This is a genomic window from Pseudomonas sp. A214 (assembly GCF_900156295.1).
Classification (GTDB): Bacteria; Pseudomonadota; Gammaproteobacteria; order Pseudomonadales; family Pseudomonadaceae; genus Aquipseudomonas; species Aquipseudomonas rhizophila.
Window position 1 is genome coordinate 1228292 of the sequence record NZ_LT707062.1, and the last position, 16030, is coordinate 1244321.

Genomic DNA, 16030 nt, shown 5'->3' on the forward strand with positions numbered 1-16030 from the left:
TCACATGCAACCTGTTCTGCAATTGTCGACCAAACATTTATAGGTGGTGGCTTCATATAGCCGTACTGTACATGACCCCCGAACAATCCGCCTAGTGCTGCTGATTTCCGGTCCTTAGTCACCAGTCCTCCACTGACCTCAACCTCGCGCCGCGCTGATTGGTGTTGCTGTAGCGGAATGTCCAGCGTTTCGAAGTGGCGTCATTGAACACCCATCGGATGTTCGGATAATCGTTAATGCTGGCCTGATCGTCGCTGGGCTGCTTGCCAGTGCTACACCGTTTTGCTGATGGCGCGGGGCGTAGCTCCAATGAAGCTCCCTCGCCAGGGTGATCTTCAAGGTATGAAAAAGCCCCTGACGACCCAGTCGCCAGGGGCTTTTCGTACCCGCAGTTTTTACAGGCCGGCAGCGGCGCGCAGGGCGTCGGCGCGGTCGGTTTTTTCCCAGGTGAAGGTGGTGAAGGTGTCGTCACCGACCGTCTTGGTTTGCGGCGTGCGGCCGAAGTGGCCGTAGGCAGCCGTGTCCTGGTACATCGGGTGCAGCAGGTCGAGCATGGTGGTGATGGCGTACGGACGCAGGTCGAACACTTCACGAACCAGCTTGATGATCTTGTCATCGCCGATCTTGCCGGTGCCGAAGGTGTTCAGCGAGATCGAGGTAGGCTGAGCAACGCCGATGGCATAGGAAACCTGGATCTCGCAGCGCTCGGCCAGGCCGGCGGCCACGATGTTCTTGGCCACATAACGACCGGCATAGGCTGCCGAACGGTCGACCTTCGATGGATCCTTGCCGGAGAACGCGCCACCGCCGTGACGGGCCATGCCGCCGTAGCTGTCGACGATGATCTTGCGACCGGTCAGGCCACAGTCGCCTACCGGGCCACCGATGATGAACTGGCCGGTCGGGTTGATGTGGAACTGGGTGTCCTTGGACAGCAGCTCGGCAGGCAGTACGTGCTTGACGATCAGCTCCATCACGCCTTCACGCAGGTCTTTATAGGACACTTCGGGGTTGTGCTGGGTCGACAGTACGACGGCATCGATACCGACAACCTTGCCGCCTTCGTAACGGCAAGTCACCTGAGACTTGGCATCCGGGCGCAGCCAAGGCAGCAGGCCGGATTTACGGGCTTCAGCCTGGCGTTGAACCAACTGGTGCGAGAAGGTGATCGGTGCTGGCATCAGCACGTCGGTCTCGTTGCTGGCGTAGCCGAACATCAGGCCCTGGTCGCCGGCACCCTGGTCTTCAGGCTTGGCGCGGTCAACACCCTGGTTGATGTCGGGGGACTGCTTGCCGATGATGTTCATCACGCCGCAGGTCGCGCCATCGAAGCCGACGTCGGAGCTGTTGTAGCCAATGCCCAGGATGACGTCACGGACGATCTGTTCCAGGTCGACCCAGGCTGAAGTGGTGACTTCGCCAGCGATGATCGCCACGCCCGTTTTCACCAGAGTTTCGCACGCCACGCGGGCGAACTTGTCTTCAGCAATGATGGCGTCCAGCACCGCATCAGAAATCTGGTCGGCGATTTTGTCCGGATGCCCTTCAGACACGGACTCGGAGGTGAAAAGGGAGTATTCGCTCATCTCGATGTTTTCCTACAAGTTACCGATGGTGAGTGTCGCCAGCCGGTCGCTGAAAATGGCGGACCTGGATCTGGAAACCATTACGTAAGCCCACATAGAGGCTTTCCCCGGGCACGAGGCCCGCAGCGGTGGCCCAACGGGCCAGATCGTCCTGTTCAAACCCCAGCCAGAGATCACCGCAGGCCTCCTTGGCCCAACTCTGGTTGTGGCTGCATAACTCTGTCACTAACAGGCTACCGCCCGGTTGCAGCAAGTCGGCCATGTGCTTGAGCGCATCGGCCGGCGCGGCGAAATGGTGAAGCACCATGTTCAATACAACACAATCGGCCTGCAGGCTCACACCATTCAAGGCATCGGCCAGTTGCAGGCTGACATTAGCCAGTGTTTCACGTTCGCACACCTGGCGTGCCAGCTCGAGCATGGCCGGGCTGTTGTCCAGCGCCGTCACTTGGCTGAAACGCCGCGCCAGCTCCGGCAGAAACGCGCCGTCGCCAGGGCCGACTTCAATGGCCGTGGCGGTGGGCTCGAATCCCAGTTTGTCGAGCAGCGCCACGACGCTTTCACGGTATTGCGGCAACCCGGCAATCAGGTCCTGCTGGGCGCGAAACTTCTCGGCCACCCGGGCAAAAAAATCCTGGCTGGCAGCGGCTCGCTGCCCGTGTACCTGGGCGATGCGGGCCTGCACGTCTGCCGGCAGGTCCAGCTCATCCACCTCTTCGAGCAACGCGGCATGCAGCTTGCCGCCCAGCAGATCGGTATGGGGCAGGGCGCGGCGGTAAAAAATCGCATTGCCTTCACGACGGGTCGCCACCAGGTCGGCCTGGGCCAGGACCTTGAGGTGGTGGCTCATGCCGGATTGACCGATGCCGAAGATCTGCGCCAGTTCCAGCACGCCGAACGAATCGTTGGCCAAGGCGCGCAATACATTGAGCCGCAGCGGATCGCCGCCGGCCTTGCAAAGGGCCGCCAGCTCATCGCAATCGTCATGGCGAATGGAAGGCACGCGTAAATTCATAGGGCGGCAGTCTAGTGAGGGGTATGGATCACCGCAAGGTCAATATCAAAAAGTTTTGATATTGCTCGATAAATGGCACTTCCCAAGGCGTGCTTGACTCTACAAACCTTCAGCGGAAAGGTTTCACCTGGCGAATGCGACTTTATCCACCGGAAAAAAGCCTCTGGATGACTATCTGTCATTGCCCCGGGGCGGGTGGGTGAGGGAAAATGCTCGCCTTTTTTCAGTTTCACAATTCAAAACCCAGGAGATCAGCGATGCCCAGCCGTCGTGAGCGTGCCAATGCCATCCGTGCACTCAGCATGGATGCCGTGCAAAAAGCCAACAGCGGCCATCCCGGTGCCCCTATGGGTATGGCGGATATCGCCGAGGTGCTTTGGCGCGACTACCTCAAGCACAGCCCGAGCAACCCCTCGTTTGCCGACCGTGACCGCTTCGTGCTGTCCAACGGCCACGGCTCGATGTTGATCTATTCGTTGCTGCACCTGACCGGTTATGACCTGTCGATCGATGACCTGAAGAATTTCCGCCAGTTGCACAGCCGCACTCCGGGCCACCCGGAATATGGCTACACCCCAGGCGTGGAAACCACCACCGGTCCACTGGGCCAAGGCCTGGCCAACGCCGTGGGCTTTGCCCTGGCGGAAAAAGTCCTGGCGGCGCAGTTCAATCGCCCAGGCCATAACGTTGTCGATCACCACACCTACGTGTTTCTGGGTGATGGCTGCATGATGGAAGGCATTTCCCACGAAGTCGCCTCCCTGGCCGGCACCTTGGGCCTGAACAAGCTGATCGCTTTCTACGATGACAACGGCATTTCCATCGACGGCGAAGTCGAAGGCTGGTTCACCGACGACACCCCCAAGCGTTTCGAAGCCTACAACTGGCTGGTCATCCGCAATGTCGACGGCCACGACCCGGAAGAAATCAAGACCGCCATCGAGACGGCGCGCAAGAGCGCCCAGCCGACCCTGATCTGCTGCAAGACCACCATTGGTTTCGGTTCGCCCAACAAACAAGGCAAGGAAGACTGCCACGGCGCGCCACTGGGTGCCGAGGAAATCGCCCTGACCCGCGCTGCGTTGAAGTGGGAACACGGTCCGTTCGAAATCCCGGCCGACATTTATGCCGAGTGGGACGCCAAGGAAAAAGGCCGTGCCGCCGAAGCCGAGTGGGACCAGCGCTTTGCCGCCTACTCCGCGCAATTCCCTGAGCTGGCCAATGAACTGGTGCGTCGCCTCAGCGGCGAGCTGCCTGCCGATTTCGCTGAAAAAGCCTCGGCTTACATCGCTGAAGTCGCCGCCAAAGGCGAAACCATTGCCAGCCGCAAGGCCAGCCAGAACACCCTCAACGCTTTTGGCCCGCTGCTGCCGGAGCTGCTCGGCGGTTCGGCCGACCTGGCCGGTTCCAACCTGACCTTGTGGAAGGGCTGCAAAGGCGTCAGCGCCGAAGATGCCAGCGGCAACTACATGTACTACGGTGTTCGTGAGTTCGGCATGAGCGCGATCATGAACGGTGTGGCTCTGCACGGCGGCCTGGTGCCTTACGGCGCTACCTTCCTGATGTTCATGGAATACGCCCGCAACGCAGTGCGCATGTCGGCCCTGATGAAGAAGCGCGTGCTTTATGTGTTCACCCACGACTCCATCGGCCTGGGCGAAGACGGCCCGACTCACCAGCCGATCGAGCAACTGGCAAGCCTGCGCTGCACGCCGAACCTGGACACCTGGCGCCCATGTGACGCCGTGGAATCGGCAGTGGCCTGGAAATACGCCATCGAGCGTAACGACGGTCCATCGGCGCTGATCTTCTCCCGCCAGAACCTGCAGCACCAGAACCGCGATGCCGACCAGATCGGCGACATCACCCGCGGCGGCTACGTGCTCAAGGACTGCATTGGCGAGCCTGAACTGATCCTGATCGCCACCGGCTCCGAAGTCGGCCTGGCCGTCCAGGCCTACGACAAACTGACCGCGCAGGGCCGCAACGTACGTGTGGTGTCCATGCCGTGCACCAGCGTGTTCGATGCCCAGGACGCCGGCTATAAGCAAGCGGTATTGCCGTTGCAAGTCAGCGCCCGGATTGCCATCGAAGCCGCTCACGCCGATTACTGGTACAAGTACGTCGGCCTGGAAGGTCGTGTGATCGGCATGACCACCTACGGCGAATCGGCGCCTGCGCCGGCGTTGTTCGAGGAGTTCGGCTTTACCCTGGAAAACATCCTGGGTCAGGCTGAAGAGCTGTTGGAAGACTGATCCGAAGTCGCGTCGTCCGGGCTGACGCCATCGCGAGCAAGCTCGCTCCCACAAGGATCTCCACCGACCCTGTGGGAGCGAGCTTGCTCGCGATGGCGATGGCTCAGGCAACGCTGCCCTGATGGATTCACCCAAGTCAGAGAACCCCATGCCCCAACCGCGTCCCTACAAAGTTGCACTCAACGGCTACGGCCGGATTGGTCGTTGCGTCTTGCGTGCGTTGTTCGAGCGAGGGGCCAGGGCCGGGTTCGAGATTGTGGCGATCAACGATCTGGCCGACATGGCCAGCATCGAATACCTGACACGCTTTGACTCCACCCACGGCCGGTTTCCGGGCGAGGTGCGGGTCGAGGGCGATTGTCTGCACATTAATGGCGATTGCGTGAAAGTCCTGCGCAGTGCCACTCCCGAAGGTATCGATTGGGCATCCTTGGGTGTCGACCTGGTGCTTGAATGCTCGGGCGCCTACAACACCCGTGAAGATGGCCAGCGCTTCATCGCGGCCGGCGCTCCGCGGGTGTTGTTCTCCCAGCCGATGGCCAGCGAAGCGGATGTCGACGCGACCATTGTCTACGGCGTGAACCAGGATTGCCTGAGCGGCGACGAGCTGTTGGTGTCCAACGCGTCCTGCACCACCAACTGCGGCGTGCCGCTATTGCGCCTGCTGGACCAGGCCATTGGCCTGGAATACGTGTCGATCACCACCATTCACTCGGCGATGAACGATCAACCTGTGATCGACGCCTATCACCATGAAGACTTGCGGCGGACCCGTTCGGCGTTCCAGTCGGTGATTCCGGTGTCCACTGGTCTGGCGCGCGGCATTGAACGGCTGCTGCCGGAACTTGCGGGGCGAATTCAGGCCAAAGCCGTGCGGGTGCCGACGGTCAACGTGTCCTGCCTCGACATTACGATGCAGACCGTGAGCGATACCGACGCCACCGAGGTCAACCGGATCTTGCGCGAAGCCGCCACCAGCGGTCCGCTCAAAGGCCTTCTGGCTTACACCGAGTTGCCCCATGCCAGCTGTGATTTTAACCATGACCCACATTCGGCCATCGTCGATGCCAGCCAGACCCGGGTTTCCGGGCCACGGCTTGTGAACATCCTGGCTTGGTTCGACAACGAATGGGGGTTTGCCAACCGAATGCTGGACGTTGCCGAGCATTACCTGCAAACCGCTTCTAAAAAACCTGCTCTCTAAACAGTTACCCAGGAATTGCGACCCATGACCGTGTTGAAGATGTCCGACCTCGATCTGCAAGGTAAGCGCGTACTGATCCGCGAAGACCTCAACGTCCCCGTCAAGGACGGTGTTGTCACCAGCGACGCGCGTATCCTGGCTTCGCTGCCGACCATCAAGCTGGCCCTGGAAAAAGGCGCGGCCGTGATGGTCTGCTCCCACCTGGGCCGTCCGACCGAAGGCGAGTTCTCGGCGGAAAACAGCCTCAAGCCGGTCGCCGATTACCTGAGCAAAGCCTTGGGCCGCGACGTACCGCTGGTGGCTGACTACCTGGGCGGTGTGGACGTGAAGGCCGGCGATGTCGTGCTGTTCGAAAACGTGCGCTTCAATAAAGGCGAGAAAAAGAACGCTGACGAACTGGCCAAGCAGTATGCAGCCCTGTGCGACGTGTTTGTGATGGACGCGTTCGGCACCGCCCACCGCGCCGAGGGTTCGACCCACGGCGTGGCGAAGTTCGCCAAAGTGGCCGCTGCTGGCCCGCTGCTGGCCGCCGAACTGGACGCACTGGGCAAGGCCCTGGGCTCCCCGGCCCAGCCGATGGCTGCCATTGTTGCCGGCTCCAAGGTCTCCACCAAGCTCGACGTGCTTAACAGCCTGAGCCAGGTGTGCAACCAGTTGATCGTCGGCGGCGGCATTGCCAACACCTTCCTTGCTGCGGCCGGTCACCCGGTCGGCAAATCCCTGTACGAGCCGGACCTGCTGGACACCGCCCGGGAAATCGCCGCCAAGGTCAGCGTGCCGTTGCCGGTGGACGTGGTGGTTGCCAAGGAATTTGCCGAAGGCGCCACCGCCACCGTCAAGCTGATCGCTGACGTGGCCGAAGACGACATGATCCTCGACATTGGCCCGCAAACCGCAGCCAATTTCGCCGAACTGTTGAAATCTTCCAAGACTATCCTGTGGAACGGTCCGGTCGGCGTGTTCGAGTTCGACCAGTTTGGCAACGGCACCAAAGTGCTGGCCCAGGCCATCGCCGAGAGTGACGCTTTCTCCATCGCTGGCGGCGGCGACACCCTGGCGGCGATCGATAAATATGGCGTGGCCGAGCAGATCTCCTACATTTCTACCGGCGGCGGTGCGTTCCTCGAATTCGTCGAAGGCAAAGTACTGCCAGCCGTGGAAGTCCTGGAAAGCCGGGCCAAGGCCTGAGGTTCGTTGACCAGGCAAAGGAGTGTTGTGATGGTCAAGACGTTCACGTTGCTGTTGACGACGACGCTGTTAGTGGCCTGTTCGAGCAGCCCAAAGGCCACGGCTCCGGAAACCGGGACGCCAACGCCTGAAGGCGGCTGTTACCAGGCCGACTGGCAGGCCGAGACCAATCCGGTGCTGAACAAGCGTTCGGGGCCGGATGGCCTGGATAAATATGAGACGCAAAACCCGGCCAAGGAACATGGTTGTCCTTGACGGGTCAGACTCTTTAACTCATGGCTGGCGGCACGGGTCGTCAGTCGAGGAACACGGATGAAAGGCTTTATCGCCGTTGTGGCGCTGGCAATGCTGGCCGGTTGTGCGCAGCTGGATCGGTTTCGTTCGTCCGAGCCTGTCGTAGAGGGCTGGACAACCTGGACCTGTGACAGTCAGGCCAAGGTGCTGTGGCGCTATACCGATGATACCCGCAAGGAAGTCGACGTTCGCCTCGGCGGTGCCGAGCAGGTCTATCACCTGAAGGAAGAGCCGGGCGCATCGGGTACGCTGTACAGCGACGACATGCTGGCGTTTCACGTCAAAGGTGAGGAAGGCCTGGTTTACTGGGTCGCCACCAATGACTTGATTGGCCGGGGCTGCAAGGCTGACTGATTCAATAGAGATCCAATGTGGGAGCGAGCCTGCTCGCGATAGCGATGTATCAGGCATCAGTGATGTTGACTGTCGGGCCCTCATCGCGAGCAGGCTCGCTCCCACAGGGGCCTCTTATAGTTTCGAGATTTTGTTTCACCGAACACACAGGGCGGACCCACCCCCGACCTGCAATGACTTGAATAGCCGCCGCCGCTCCGGCAGGCTGGCACGATTAACGACCCTCGACCGGGAGAGACACACTAATGGCACTTATCAGCATGCGTCAGATGCTGGACCACGCAGCCGAGTTCGGCTACGGCGTCCCAGCCTTTAACGTCAACAACCTTGAGCAGATGCGCGCCATCATGGAAGCCGCTGACAAGACTGACTCCCCGGTGATCGTCCAGGCTTCGGCCGGCGCCCGCAAATACGCCGGCGCGCCATTCCTGCGTCACCTGATCCTGGCTGCCATCGAAGAATTCCCGCACATCCCGGTGTGCATGCACCAGGACCACGGCACCAGCCCTGACGTCTGCCAGCGCTCCATCCAACTGGGCTTCAGCTCGGTCATGATGGACGGCTCGCTGGGCGAAGACGGCAAGACCCCGACCGACTACGAATACAACGTTCGCGTCACCCAGCAGACCGTCGCCATGGCCCATGCCTGCGGCGTGTCGGTGGAAGGCGAACTGGGTTGCCTGGGCTCGCTGGAAACCGGCATGGCCGGTGAAGAAGACGGCATCGGCGCCGAGGGCGTGCTGGACCACAGCCAGATGCTGACCGACCCGGAAGAAGCCGCGGACTTCGTCAAGAAGACCCAGGTCGACGCCCTGGCCATCGCCATCGGCACCAGCCACGGCGCCTACAAGTTCACCAAGCCGCCTACCGGCGACGTGCTGGCCATTGACCGCATCAAGGAAATCCACAAACGCATCCCCAACACTCACCTGGTGATGCACGGTTCTTCCTCGGTTCCGCAAGAGTGGCTGGCGATCATCAACCAGTACGGCGGCGACATCAAAGAAACCTACGGCGTGCCGGTTGAAGAAATCGTCGAAGGTATCAAGTACGGCGTGCGCAAGGTCAACATCGACACCGACCTGCGCCTGGCCTCTACCGGTGCCATGCGTCGTTTGATGGCGACCAATCCGAGCGAGTTTGATCCGCGTAAGTTCTTCGGGGCTACCGTGACGGCGATGCGTGATGTGTGTATTGCGCGTTACGAAGCTTTCGGTACTGCGGGTAATGCTTCGAAGATCAAGCCGATCTCTTTGGAGGCGATGTATCAGCGGTATTTGAAGGGTGAGTTGAACGCCAAGGTTAATTAAGATTTCAGCGTTTTGAGAAAACCCGCAGTGATGCGGGTTTTTTTATGTGTGGGATTTGTGTGTATATCCGTTTTTTGGGTAACGGCTGCTTATGGTTCCGCCCTTACGGCGGGTCACTTTTGGCAAACGCCCCAAAAGTAACCAAAAGGTCTTGCCCCACCACTCGGTGCCTCGCCTAGGCTCGGCATGCCCGAACGCAGGCATTGCTCCGTGGGCCCGCCGCGAAGGGCCATCCATGGCCCAGCGCGGCTATCCCGGCATCCATGCCGGGATGCCCACTCCACAATACCTACGTTCGGCCAGCGTGGTTAACGGGGCCCCCAGATCAAAATCAAAAGCGAGGCGGCCTGATAGCCGGCCTATTTGTCACGGCTGTCCTCCGATCCAATTGTGGGAGCGAGCCTGCTCGCGATAGCGGTAATTCAGTTGCACAGAAGTTGGATTTACTGCCGTCATCGCGAGCAGGCTCGCTCCCACATTTCGATATTTAACAGACATAAGTTTGTATATGCCACACGTCCATTGTGGGAGCGGGCTTGCTCGCGAAAAGGCCAGTACATTCAACACATCCTCATTGGCTGTTGTACCGCCTTCGCGAGCAAGCCCGCTCCCACAGGAGAAACGCGATCAATCAAAAAACAGGTCGGCTATCAGGCCGCCTCGCGGAGGACTTTGATCTCGGCGCCCCGTTAACCACGCTGGCCGAACGCAGGTGTTGCGTAGTGGGCACCTCGGCATGGATGCCGAGGTAGCCGCGCTGGGCCATGGATGGCCCTTCGCGGCGGGCCCACGGAGCAATGCCTGCGTTCGGGCATGCCGAGCCTAGGCGAGGCACCGAGTGGTGGGGCAGGAGCGTTTTGGTTACTTTTGCGCTCTTCAAAAGTGACCCGCCGTAAGGGCGGAACCCTAAGTAGCCGTTACCAAAGAAATGGATATACACACAGATCCTGATAGCGCTGTGTCAGTCGCCATCCATGCTGCTGACCCAGCGCTATCGCGAGCAAGCTCGCTCCCACAGGGGATCATCTCCCGCCGGGAGGGCTTTATTGGTCTTCGAGGCCGCGTTGTTCAATGACGCCAAACACATCGGTGACATCCTGAACCAGGATCCGGGCGACATTGGTGAGGGTATTGAGGTCGCTGGCGGCCGAATCGCGCAGGGTGGCGCAGGCCATGAGCGTCAGGTAATCAAGGGTAGCGTGCAGGCGTTCACTGGCGCAGGCGTGGAGTTCAGTCAGTGGGGCAGTGCTGTCGATGAACAGGATGGGTTGGGTGGTGGCGATTGGAGTGAGCGGGGTGAAGCGGCTGAGTGATTGAGTCGTCGTCATAAGGTTTGGGCTCTATTAATAAAAATTAATTGCCACCTTCTTGCTGCGAAACAAATGGGTGGCAGTTGCGCGCGGGTTCGCAGACCGAGATAGAGACCAAACCCGGCAGACCCGAAGGTCTCCCGCGCGCAACCGCCATAAAATGAACGCAGGCGAGTTTGCCTGAATTTTCATTTGACGGTGCAAAGTCTCTGTTCTGTCAGTGGGCTGCGAAACCCGTGCCCCGCTGACCAAAGCCAGCAGACGAACCCGAACTATAGAGGAGATTTTCGAGGCCAAAATCGACCTGTAGGACGCACCGCGCCCACGTGGCGAGGGAGCTTGCTCCCGCTCGGGGGCGCAGCCGCTGCAAAACCGGCGCATGCGGTTGGTCTGACGAAAGGAGGGGGCTGCTGCGCAGCCCAGCGGGGATAAATCCCCTCGCCACAAAGGTAAATTCCTACGAGATTTTCGGAGCTGAAAATCTCAGGTGTTGTGATCGATATCCAGCTTGCTGAACGTCACTTTCCCGCCTTCGCTGGTATAGCCCGTATTGTCCTGCACATACACGCCAGCCTTGAAATACAGCGGCTTGACCTTCCATTTGGCGCTCATGGTGGTGTACCAGCTACGACCCGCCGCGGTGATACCCAGGTCGCCGGTACGATCAAGATGGAGCCGATAAGAGAAAGACTGATTGAGTTTTACACCCGAGGCGACGGTGATGACCCGGCCCTCGTCGTCATCGGGGCGCATGCGCACTTTGGCGACGATGTTGCCGGTCTTGCTGTCGTCCTTGTACTGGTATTCCAGCTTAACCATGGGTTTGCTGCTGTCCTTGGCATGAATCTGACCGATCACGATCTTGCCGGTGCTGGGTACCTGGTTGACCACCAGGGTCGCACTCAATTTGTTGTCGGCGTCGGGGTATAGCCAGTTGCGCAAGGTGCCGTTTTTGTAGGTCTCGCGCAATTCGCTGCGCGGGTAGATCGCGTTTTCAGTCTTGGTGCCGGTGACCGGTGACCAGAAATACACCGTGCTGCCTTCAGAGTTGAAGTATTTGTTCTGGAAACCGTCCACCAGTCGAGGGGTTTCGATGGTTTTGGGTGGGCTTCCCTCGGGGATGCTCAAGTTCCAGGTTGCAAGATCGACCATGTGCGGGCCCTTTCTACGGAATGAATATGTTGCAAGATCCAGCCGGAGGCTCTAGCCAGCGCTTTATGACGCGTCCCGAGAAACGCGGGGATCGAATTTTCATATCCGTCCGGCGGGGGGTTGGCGTCAACTGTCCGTCAGAGTGGTGTTTGCCGCTTTGGTGCCCGAGGACGACGACCGTTAGTCGGGCAATTCGAATTTTTTTTGAACGATGGCGCTATGGCATCGGCGTCGATGTGGGTCACGTTCGCAGGGAGCAGCGTCCATGCTGCGGTATGCCAGGGGAAATACGCTTATAGAACGGTGTGATGAATTTCCAGCATGCTGAACGTCACTTTTCCACCTTCAGTGGTGTAGCCGGTGTTGTCCTGCACGTAGACGCCGGCTTTGAAATACAACGGCTTGTCCTTCCAGTCCGGGCTTACCGTGGTTCTCCAGTTGTAACCCGCCGCGCTGATGCCCAGCGCGCCCTTCGGACTGAGGTGAATCTGGTAGGAAAACCTGCGATCAAGTTGCACGCCCGTGGCGATGGTGATGACCTGGCCCGATTCGTCGTCGGGGCGCAGTCGGACCTTCGCGACGATGTTGCCGGTGGAGCTGTAGGCCTTGTATTGGTATTCCAGTTTCACCATGGGCCGGGTGCTGTCTTTGGCGTGGATCTGGCCGATCACGATCTTGCCGGTGCTGGGCACCTGGTTGACGGTCAAGGTGGCGCGCAGCTTGTTGTCTGCCGCTGAGTAGAGCCAGTTGCGAAGGGTGCCGTCGCTGTAGGTTTCCCGCAGTTCGCTGCGCGGGTAAATGGCGTTTGCAGTCTTGGTGCCGGTCACCGGCGCCCAGAAGAACAGCGTGCCGGTGTCGGAGTGGAAATAGTCGTCCTTGAAGCCCTGGGCTAGCCGCGGTGTTTCGATGGTGATGGCGGGGCTGCCTTCGGGGATGCTCAAGTTCCAAGTGCTGAGATCGATCATGGTCGGATCCTGCGTAACGGGCGTAAAAGTGCTGAGGACCAAAGCGGGAGGCTCTACTCCAAGCATTTGGGGTGTGTTGATCACGCAGGAAGGAGTTTTTTGGATAACCATCCGGCGGATGTTTGACGTCAATTGTCCGTCGAATGGATCTTTTGCAGCATCTGTGCCTGGATGGGGAACCGTTAGTCGGCAGTTCGAATTTGCCCTGAACTATTTCGCATTGATGGGGTCGCCAGGGTGGGCAGCGCTGCGTTGCTGCCATGGCGCCATGCAAAGCGTCTAGATGTGATCGATATCCAGCAGGCTGAACGTCACGGTCCCTCCTTCGGTGGGATAGCCGGTGTTGTCCTGCACGTACACGCCCGCCTTGAAGTACAGCGGCTTGTCGCTCCAAGTGGAGCTGATGGGGGAACTCCACTGGTAACCCGCACCATTGATGGTCAGGACACCGGCGGGGCTGAGGTGGATCAGGTAAGAGAAGGACTGATTGAGCTTTATGCCTGTGGCGATGGTGATGACCTGGCCCGATTCGTCGTCGGGACGCATGCGCACTTTGGCGACGATGTTGCCGGTGGAGCTGTAGGTTTTGTACTGGTACTCCAGTTTCACCATGGGGCTGGTGCTGTCTTTGGCGTGGATCTGACCAATGACGAGCTTGCCAGTGCTGGGGACTTGGTTGACGGTCAGCGTGGCGGCCAGCTTGTTATCCGCCGCTGAGTACAACCAGTTGCGCTGGGTACCGTTGCTATAGGTTTCCCGCAGTTCGCTGCGTGGGTAAATCGCGTTGGCAGTCTTGGCGCCGGTGACCGGTGCCCAGAAAAACACCGTACCGGAGTCGGCGTGGAAATACTGGTTCTGGAACCCCTGCACCAGTTGAGAGGTTTCGATGGTCGTTGGTGGGCTGCCTTCGGGGATGCTCAGGTTCCAGGTGGCGAGATCAATCATGGTCGGATCCTACGTAACGGAGTGAAAATGCTGAACGCCCAGCCAGAGGCTCTAGCTCAAGCTTTTTGGGCGTGTTAATCACGCAGGGAGAAATTTTTTAATGACCGCCCAGCGGATGATTGACGTCAATTGTCCGTCGAAGGTGTCATTGCAGGTTTTGTGCCCGAGGTGGGTGACCGTTAGTCGGCTATTTTGGGCTTTGTCTGGATGATGGCGGGATGACACCTACTGCTTTTCAGAATCACGGTCTAGAGTGAGATCACAGTATTTGTCCGCCTTGCTACGTCAGGTCGGACGTGACGCCCGATAAGAGAAGCAGCATGGAATGCGTGCAACCACCGCTTGGCGAAGACAGTTCCGTCCTTTTGATAGTTGATGATTACCCTGAAAACCTGCTCAGCATGCGAGCGTTGTTGCAGCGTCAGGACTGGAAGGTGATGACCGCGTCCTCGGGTGTCGAAGCCCTTAACCTTCTACTCGAACATGACATCGACCTGGTCCTGCTGGATGTGCAGATGCCCGACATGGACGGTTTTGAAGTGGCGCGTCTGATGCGCGGCAGCCAGCGGACACGGCTGACCCCGATCATTTTCCTGACCGCTAACGAGCAATCCCAGGATGCGGTGATCAAGGGTTACGCCAGCGGCGCCGTGGATTACCTGTTCAAACCATTCGATCCGCAGATTCTCAAGCCCAAGGTTCATGCCCTGCTCGAACACCAGCGCAATCGCCGGGCCTTGCAGCGCCTGAGCCAGGATCTGGAAGCCGCCAGGGCTTTCAACGCCTCGGTGCTGGATAACGCCGCCGAAGGCATCCTCGTGGTGGACGAAAGCGGGTGTATTCGCTTCGCCAATCCGTCTACCTGTCGCCTGCTTAATGCCACCGCCGAGCAGTTGCAGGGAATGCCGCTCCTGGATTTCCTGCAAAAACCCCACATCCCCGAGTGGGCCGGCTCCGATATCCATGTCGCCTACTGCCGGGGGCAGACCTGGCGCCTGCACGATGCGGTCTTGCGCACCGCGCCCGGCCAGCAGGTGTCGGTGGCCTTGTCTTGTGCGCCCCTGCCTGCGGAGCAGAAGGCCATGGTGGTAACGCTTCAAGACATGTCGGTGGTGCGTCACTTGCACCAGCAACTCGAATACCAGGCCGTCACTGACCCGCTGACCGGTCTGCTCAACCGCAGGGGGTTTTATCAGACAGCCGAAAACCTGCTGATGCGCAGCGAGCGGCTGGAAAGCAACTGGGTGCTGCTGTACCTGGATCTTGATGGCTTCAAACGGGTCAATGATTCGTTGGGCCATGATGCCGGTGATCGCGTGTTGCGCTGGGTGTCGGAACAACTGAAGGCGTGCCTGCGCCCGTTCGACATTCTGGCGCGTCTGGGCGGCGATGAGTTCACCGCCCTGCTGGATCTGGAAGTGCCCGAGCAAGCGGCCAAGATTGCCGAGAAACTCATCGAACGAGTGTCTATCTGCCAACAGATCGAGGGCATGGATGTAGCGCTGGGGGCCAGCATCGGCATCGCGACCTACCCCGACTGCGGCGCCAATCTCGACGGTCTGCTGCGCGCGTCCGACATCGCCATGTACGAGGCCAAGCGCGCTGGCCGTCAGCAATACCGGTTTTACGATCACGAAATGAACGGTCGAGCCCGTTCACGGCTGATGCTCGAAGAAAGTGTGCGCTCGGCCATCGAAAACCGCGATTTCAATATGGTCTACCAGCCCCAGGTGGGGGTGGGCGACGGGCGCATCCGTGGCTTCGAGGCGCTGTTGCGCTGGCAGCACCCCAGCGTCGGTGATGTGCCGCCGGGGTTGTTCCTGCCATTACTGGAAGAGGCCCGGTTGATCAGTCGGCTGGGGAGCTGGATTTATCATCGCAGCGCGGCCCAGCGTAAAGTCTGGGAGCGCTTGTTCGCTGATGATCTGGTACTGGGGGTGAGCCTGAGCAGCACCCAGTTCGGTTTGCCCAATCTGGTGACCGAATTGCGCCAGGTCCTGGAGCGACATGCCCTCAAACCGCGGCAACTTGAGGTCGAGGTGACTGAAGATGCACTGATGCGCAACCCCGACGAAACCCATAAACAACTGCGGTTGCTGCATAACCTCGGGGTGCGAGTGGCGTTGGATGATTTCGGTTCCGGGCCTTGCTCGCTGGCGCACCTGCGCGACCTGGAACTCGATACCCTCAAGCTTGATCGACACCTGATCGCCCGTCTGCCGGATTCGCCCCGGGATGCGGCACTGGCGGCGTCGGTCATCGATTTGTGCAAGCAATTGGGGTTGCGGGTGATCGCCGAGGGCGTAGAGACGCCTGAGCAATATAAGTGGCTCAAGGCCCACGGCTGCGAATATGTGCAGGGGTTCCTGGTAGCGCGGCCCTTGATGGCCGAAGACACCGATGCCTTTGCCCGGCCATTTGACTGGAGCGCGATGCAGGTCTGAATTCGCTA

The 16030-nt window shown here is 59.7% G+C and carries 13 protein-coding genes; 7 read left to right on the plus strand and 6 right to left on the minus strand.

Annotation, left to right across the window (positions count from 1 at the left end; all coding sequences use genetic code 11):
- Positions 1-395: 395 nt before the first annotated feature.
- Both metK and BW979_RS05565 read right to left on the minus strand, forming a co-directional pair.
- Entirely contained in the window at positions 396-1586 is a 1191-nt protein-coding gene (metK, locus tag BW979_RS05560; RefSeq protein WP_047230414.1) for a methionine adenosyltransferase, read from the minus strand.
- A 19-nt stretch (positions 1587-1605) separates the two neighbouring features.
- Positions 1606-2601 carry an ArsR/SmtB family transcription factor gene (locus BW979_RS05565; RefSeq protein WP_047230413.1) on the minus strand — a complete coding sequence of 332 codons (996 nt, stop codon included), beginning with the start codon at positions 2599-2601 and terminating at the stop codon, positions 1606-1608.
- Between the two features lie 257 nt (positions 2602-2858).
- Here BW979_RS05565 and tkt point away from each other — a divergent pair, with 257 nt between their 5' ends.
- From tkt to fba, 6 genes are all read left to right on the plus strand, one after another.
- Positions 2859-4856, plus strand: coding sequence for a transketolase (gene tkt / locus BW979_RS05570; RefSeq protein WP_047230412.1), 1998 nt, complete (start codon positions 2859-2861; stop codon positions 4854-4856).
- Positions 4857-5004: 148 nt separating this feature from the next.
- The gene (gene epd, locus BW979_RS05575) at positions 5005-6060 is read left to right on the plus strand and encodes an erythrose-4-phosphate dehydrogenase (RefSeq protein ID WP_076383381.1); all 1056 of its coding nucleotides are present in this window, start codon (positions 5005-5007) and stop codon (positions 6058-6060) included.
- Between the two features lie 24 nt (positions 6061-6084).
- On the plus strand, positions 6085-7248 hold the full coding sequence (locus BW979_RS05580) for a phosphoglycerate kinase (RefSeq protein ID WP_076383382.1): 1164 nt from the start codon (positions 6085-6087) through the stop codon (positions 7246-7248).
- 30 nt (positions 7249-7278) lie between these two features.
- A complete protein-coding gene (locus BW979_RS05585) occupies positions 7279-7503 on the plus strand; it encodes a hypothetical protein (protein ID WP_047230409.1) in 225 nt (74 codons plus the stop codon).
- A 57-nt stretch (positions 7504-7560) separates the two neighbouring features.
- On the plus strand, positions 7561-7896 hold the full coding sequence (locus BW979_RS05590) for an MliC family protein (protein WP_047230408.1): 336 nt from the start codon (positions 7561-7563) through the stop codon (positions 7894-7896).
- Positions 7897-8141: 245 nt separating this feature from the next.
- Positions 8142-9206, plus strand: a complete 1065-nt coding sequence (gene fba / locus BW979_RS05595) for a class II fructose-bisphosphate aldolase (protein ID WP_003177554.1) — start codon at positions 8142-8144, stop codon at positions 9204-9206.
- Between the two features lie 1043 nt (positions 9207-10249).
- Here fba and BW979_RS05605 read toward each other — a convergent pair.
- From BW979_RS05605 to BW979_RS05620, 4 genes are all read right to left on the minus strand, one after another.
- A complete protein-coding gene (locus tag BW979_RS05605; protein ID WP_047230501.1) occupies positions 10250-10534 on the minus strand; it encodes a hypothetical protein in 285 nt (94 codons plus the stop codon).
- A 465-nt stretch (positions 10535-10999) separates the two neighbouring features.
- Positions 11000-11668 (minus strand): polysaccharide lyase family 7 protein, encoded by a 669-nt coding sequence (locus BW979_RS05610; protein WP_076383384.1) that lies wholly within the window; start codon positions 11666-11668, stop codon positions 11000-11002.
- A 293-nt stretch (positions 11669-11961) separates the two neighbouring features.
- A complete protein-coding gene (locus BW979_RS05615) occupies positions 11962-12633 on the minus strand; it encodes a polysaccharide lyase family 7 protein (protein ID WP_047230499.1) in 672 nt (223 codons plus the stop codon).
- Positions 12634-12912: 279 nt separating this feature from the next.
- Complete coding sequence (locus tag BW979_RS05620) at positions 12913-13578, minus strand: polysaccharide lyase family 7 protein (protein WP_076383385.1); 666 nt, start codon at positions 13576-13578, stop codon at positions 12913-12915.
- A gap of 320 nt (positions 13579-13898) precedes the next feature.
- On the opposite strand from BW979_RS05620, the gene BW979_RS05625 reads away from it, so the two are divergent.
- Positions 13899-16022 carry a putative bifunctional diguanylate cyclase/phosphodiesterase gene (locus tag BW979_RS05625; protein WP_076383386.1) on the plus strand — a complete coding sequence of 708 codons (2124 nt, stop codon included), beginning with the start codon at positions 13899-13901 and terminating at the stop codon, positions 16020-16022.
- Positions 16023-16030 lie beyond the last annotated feature (8 nt).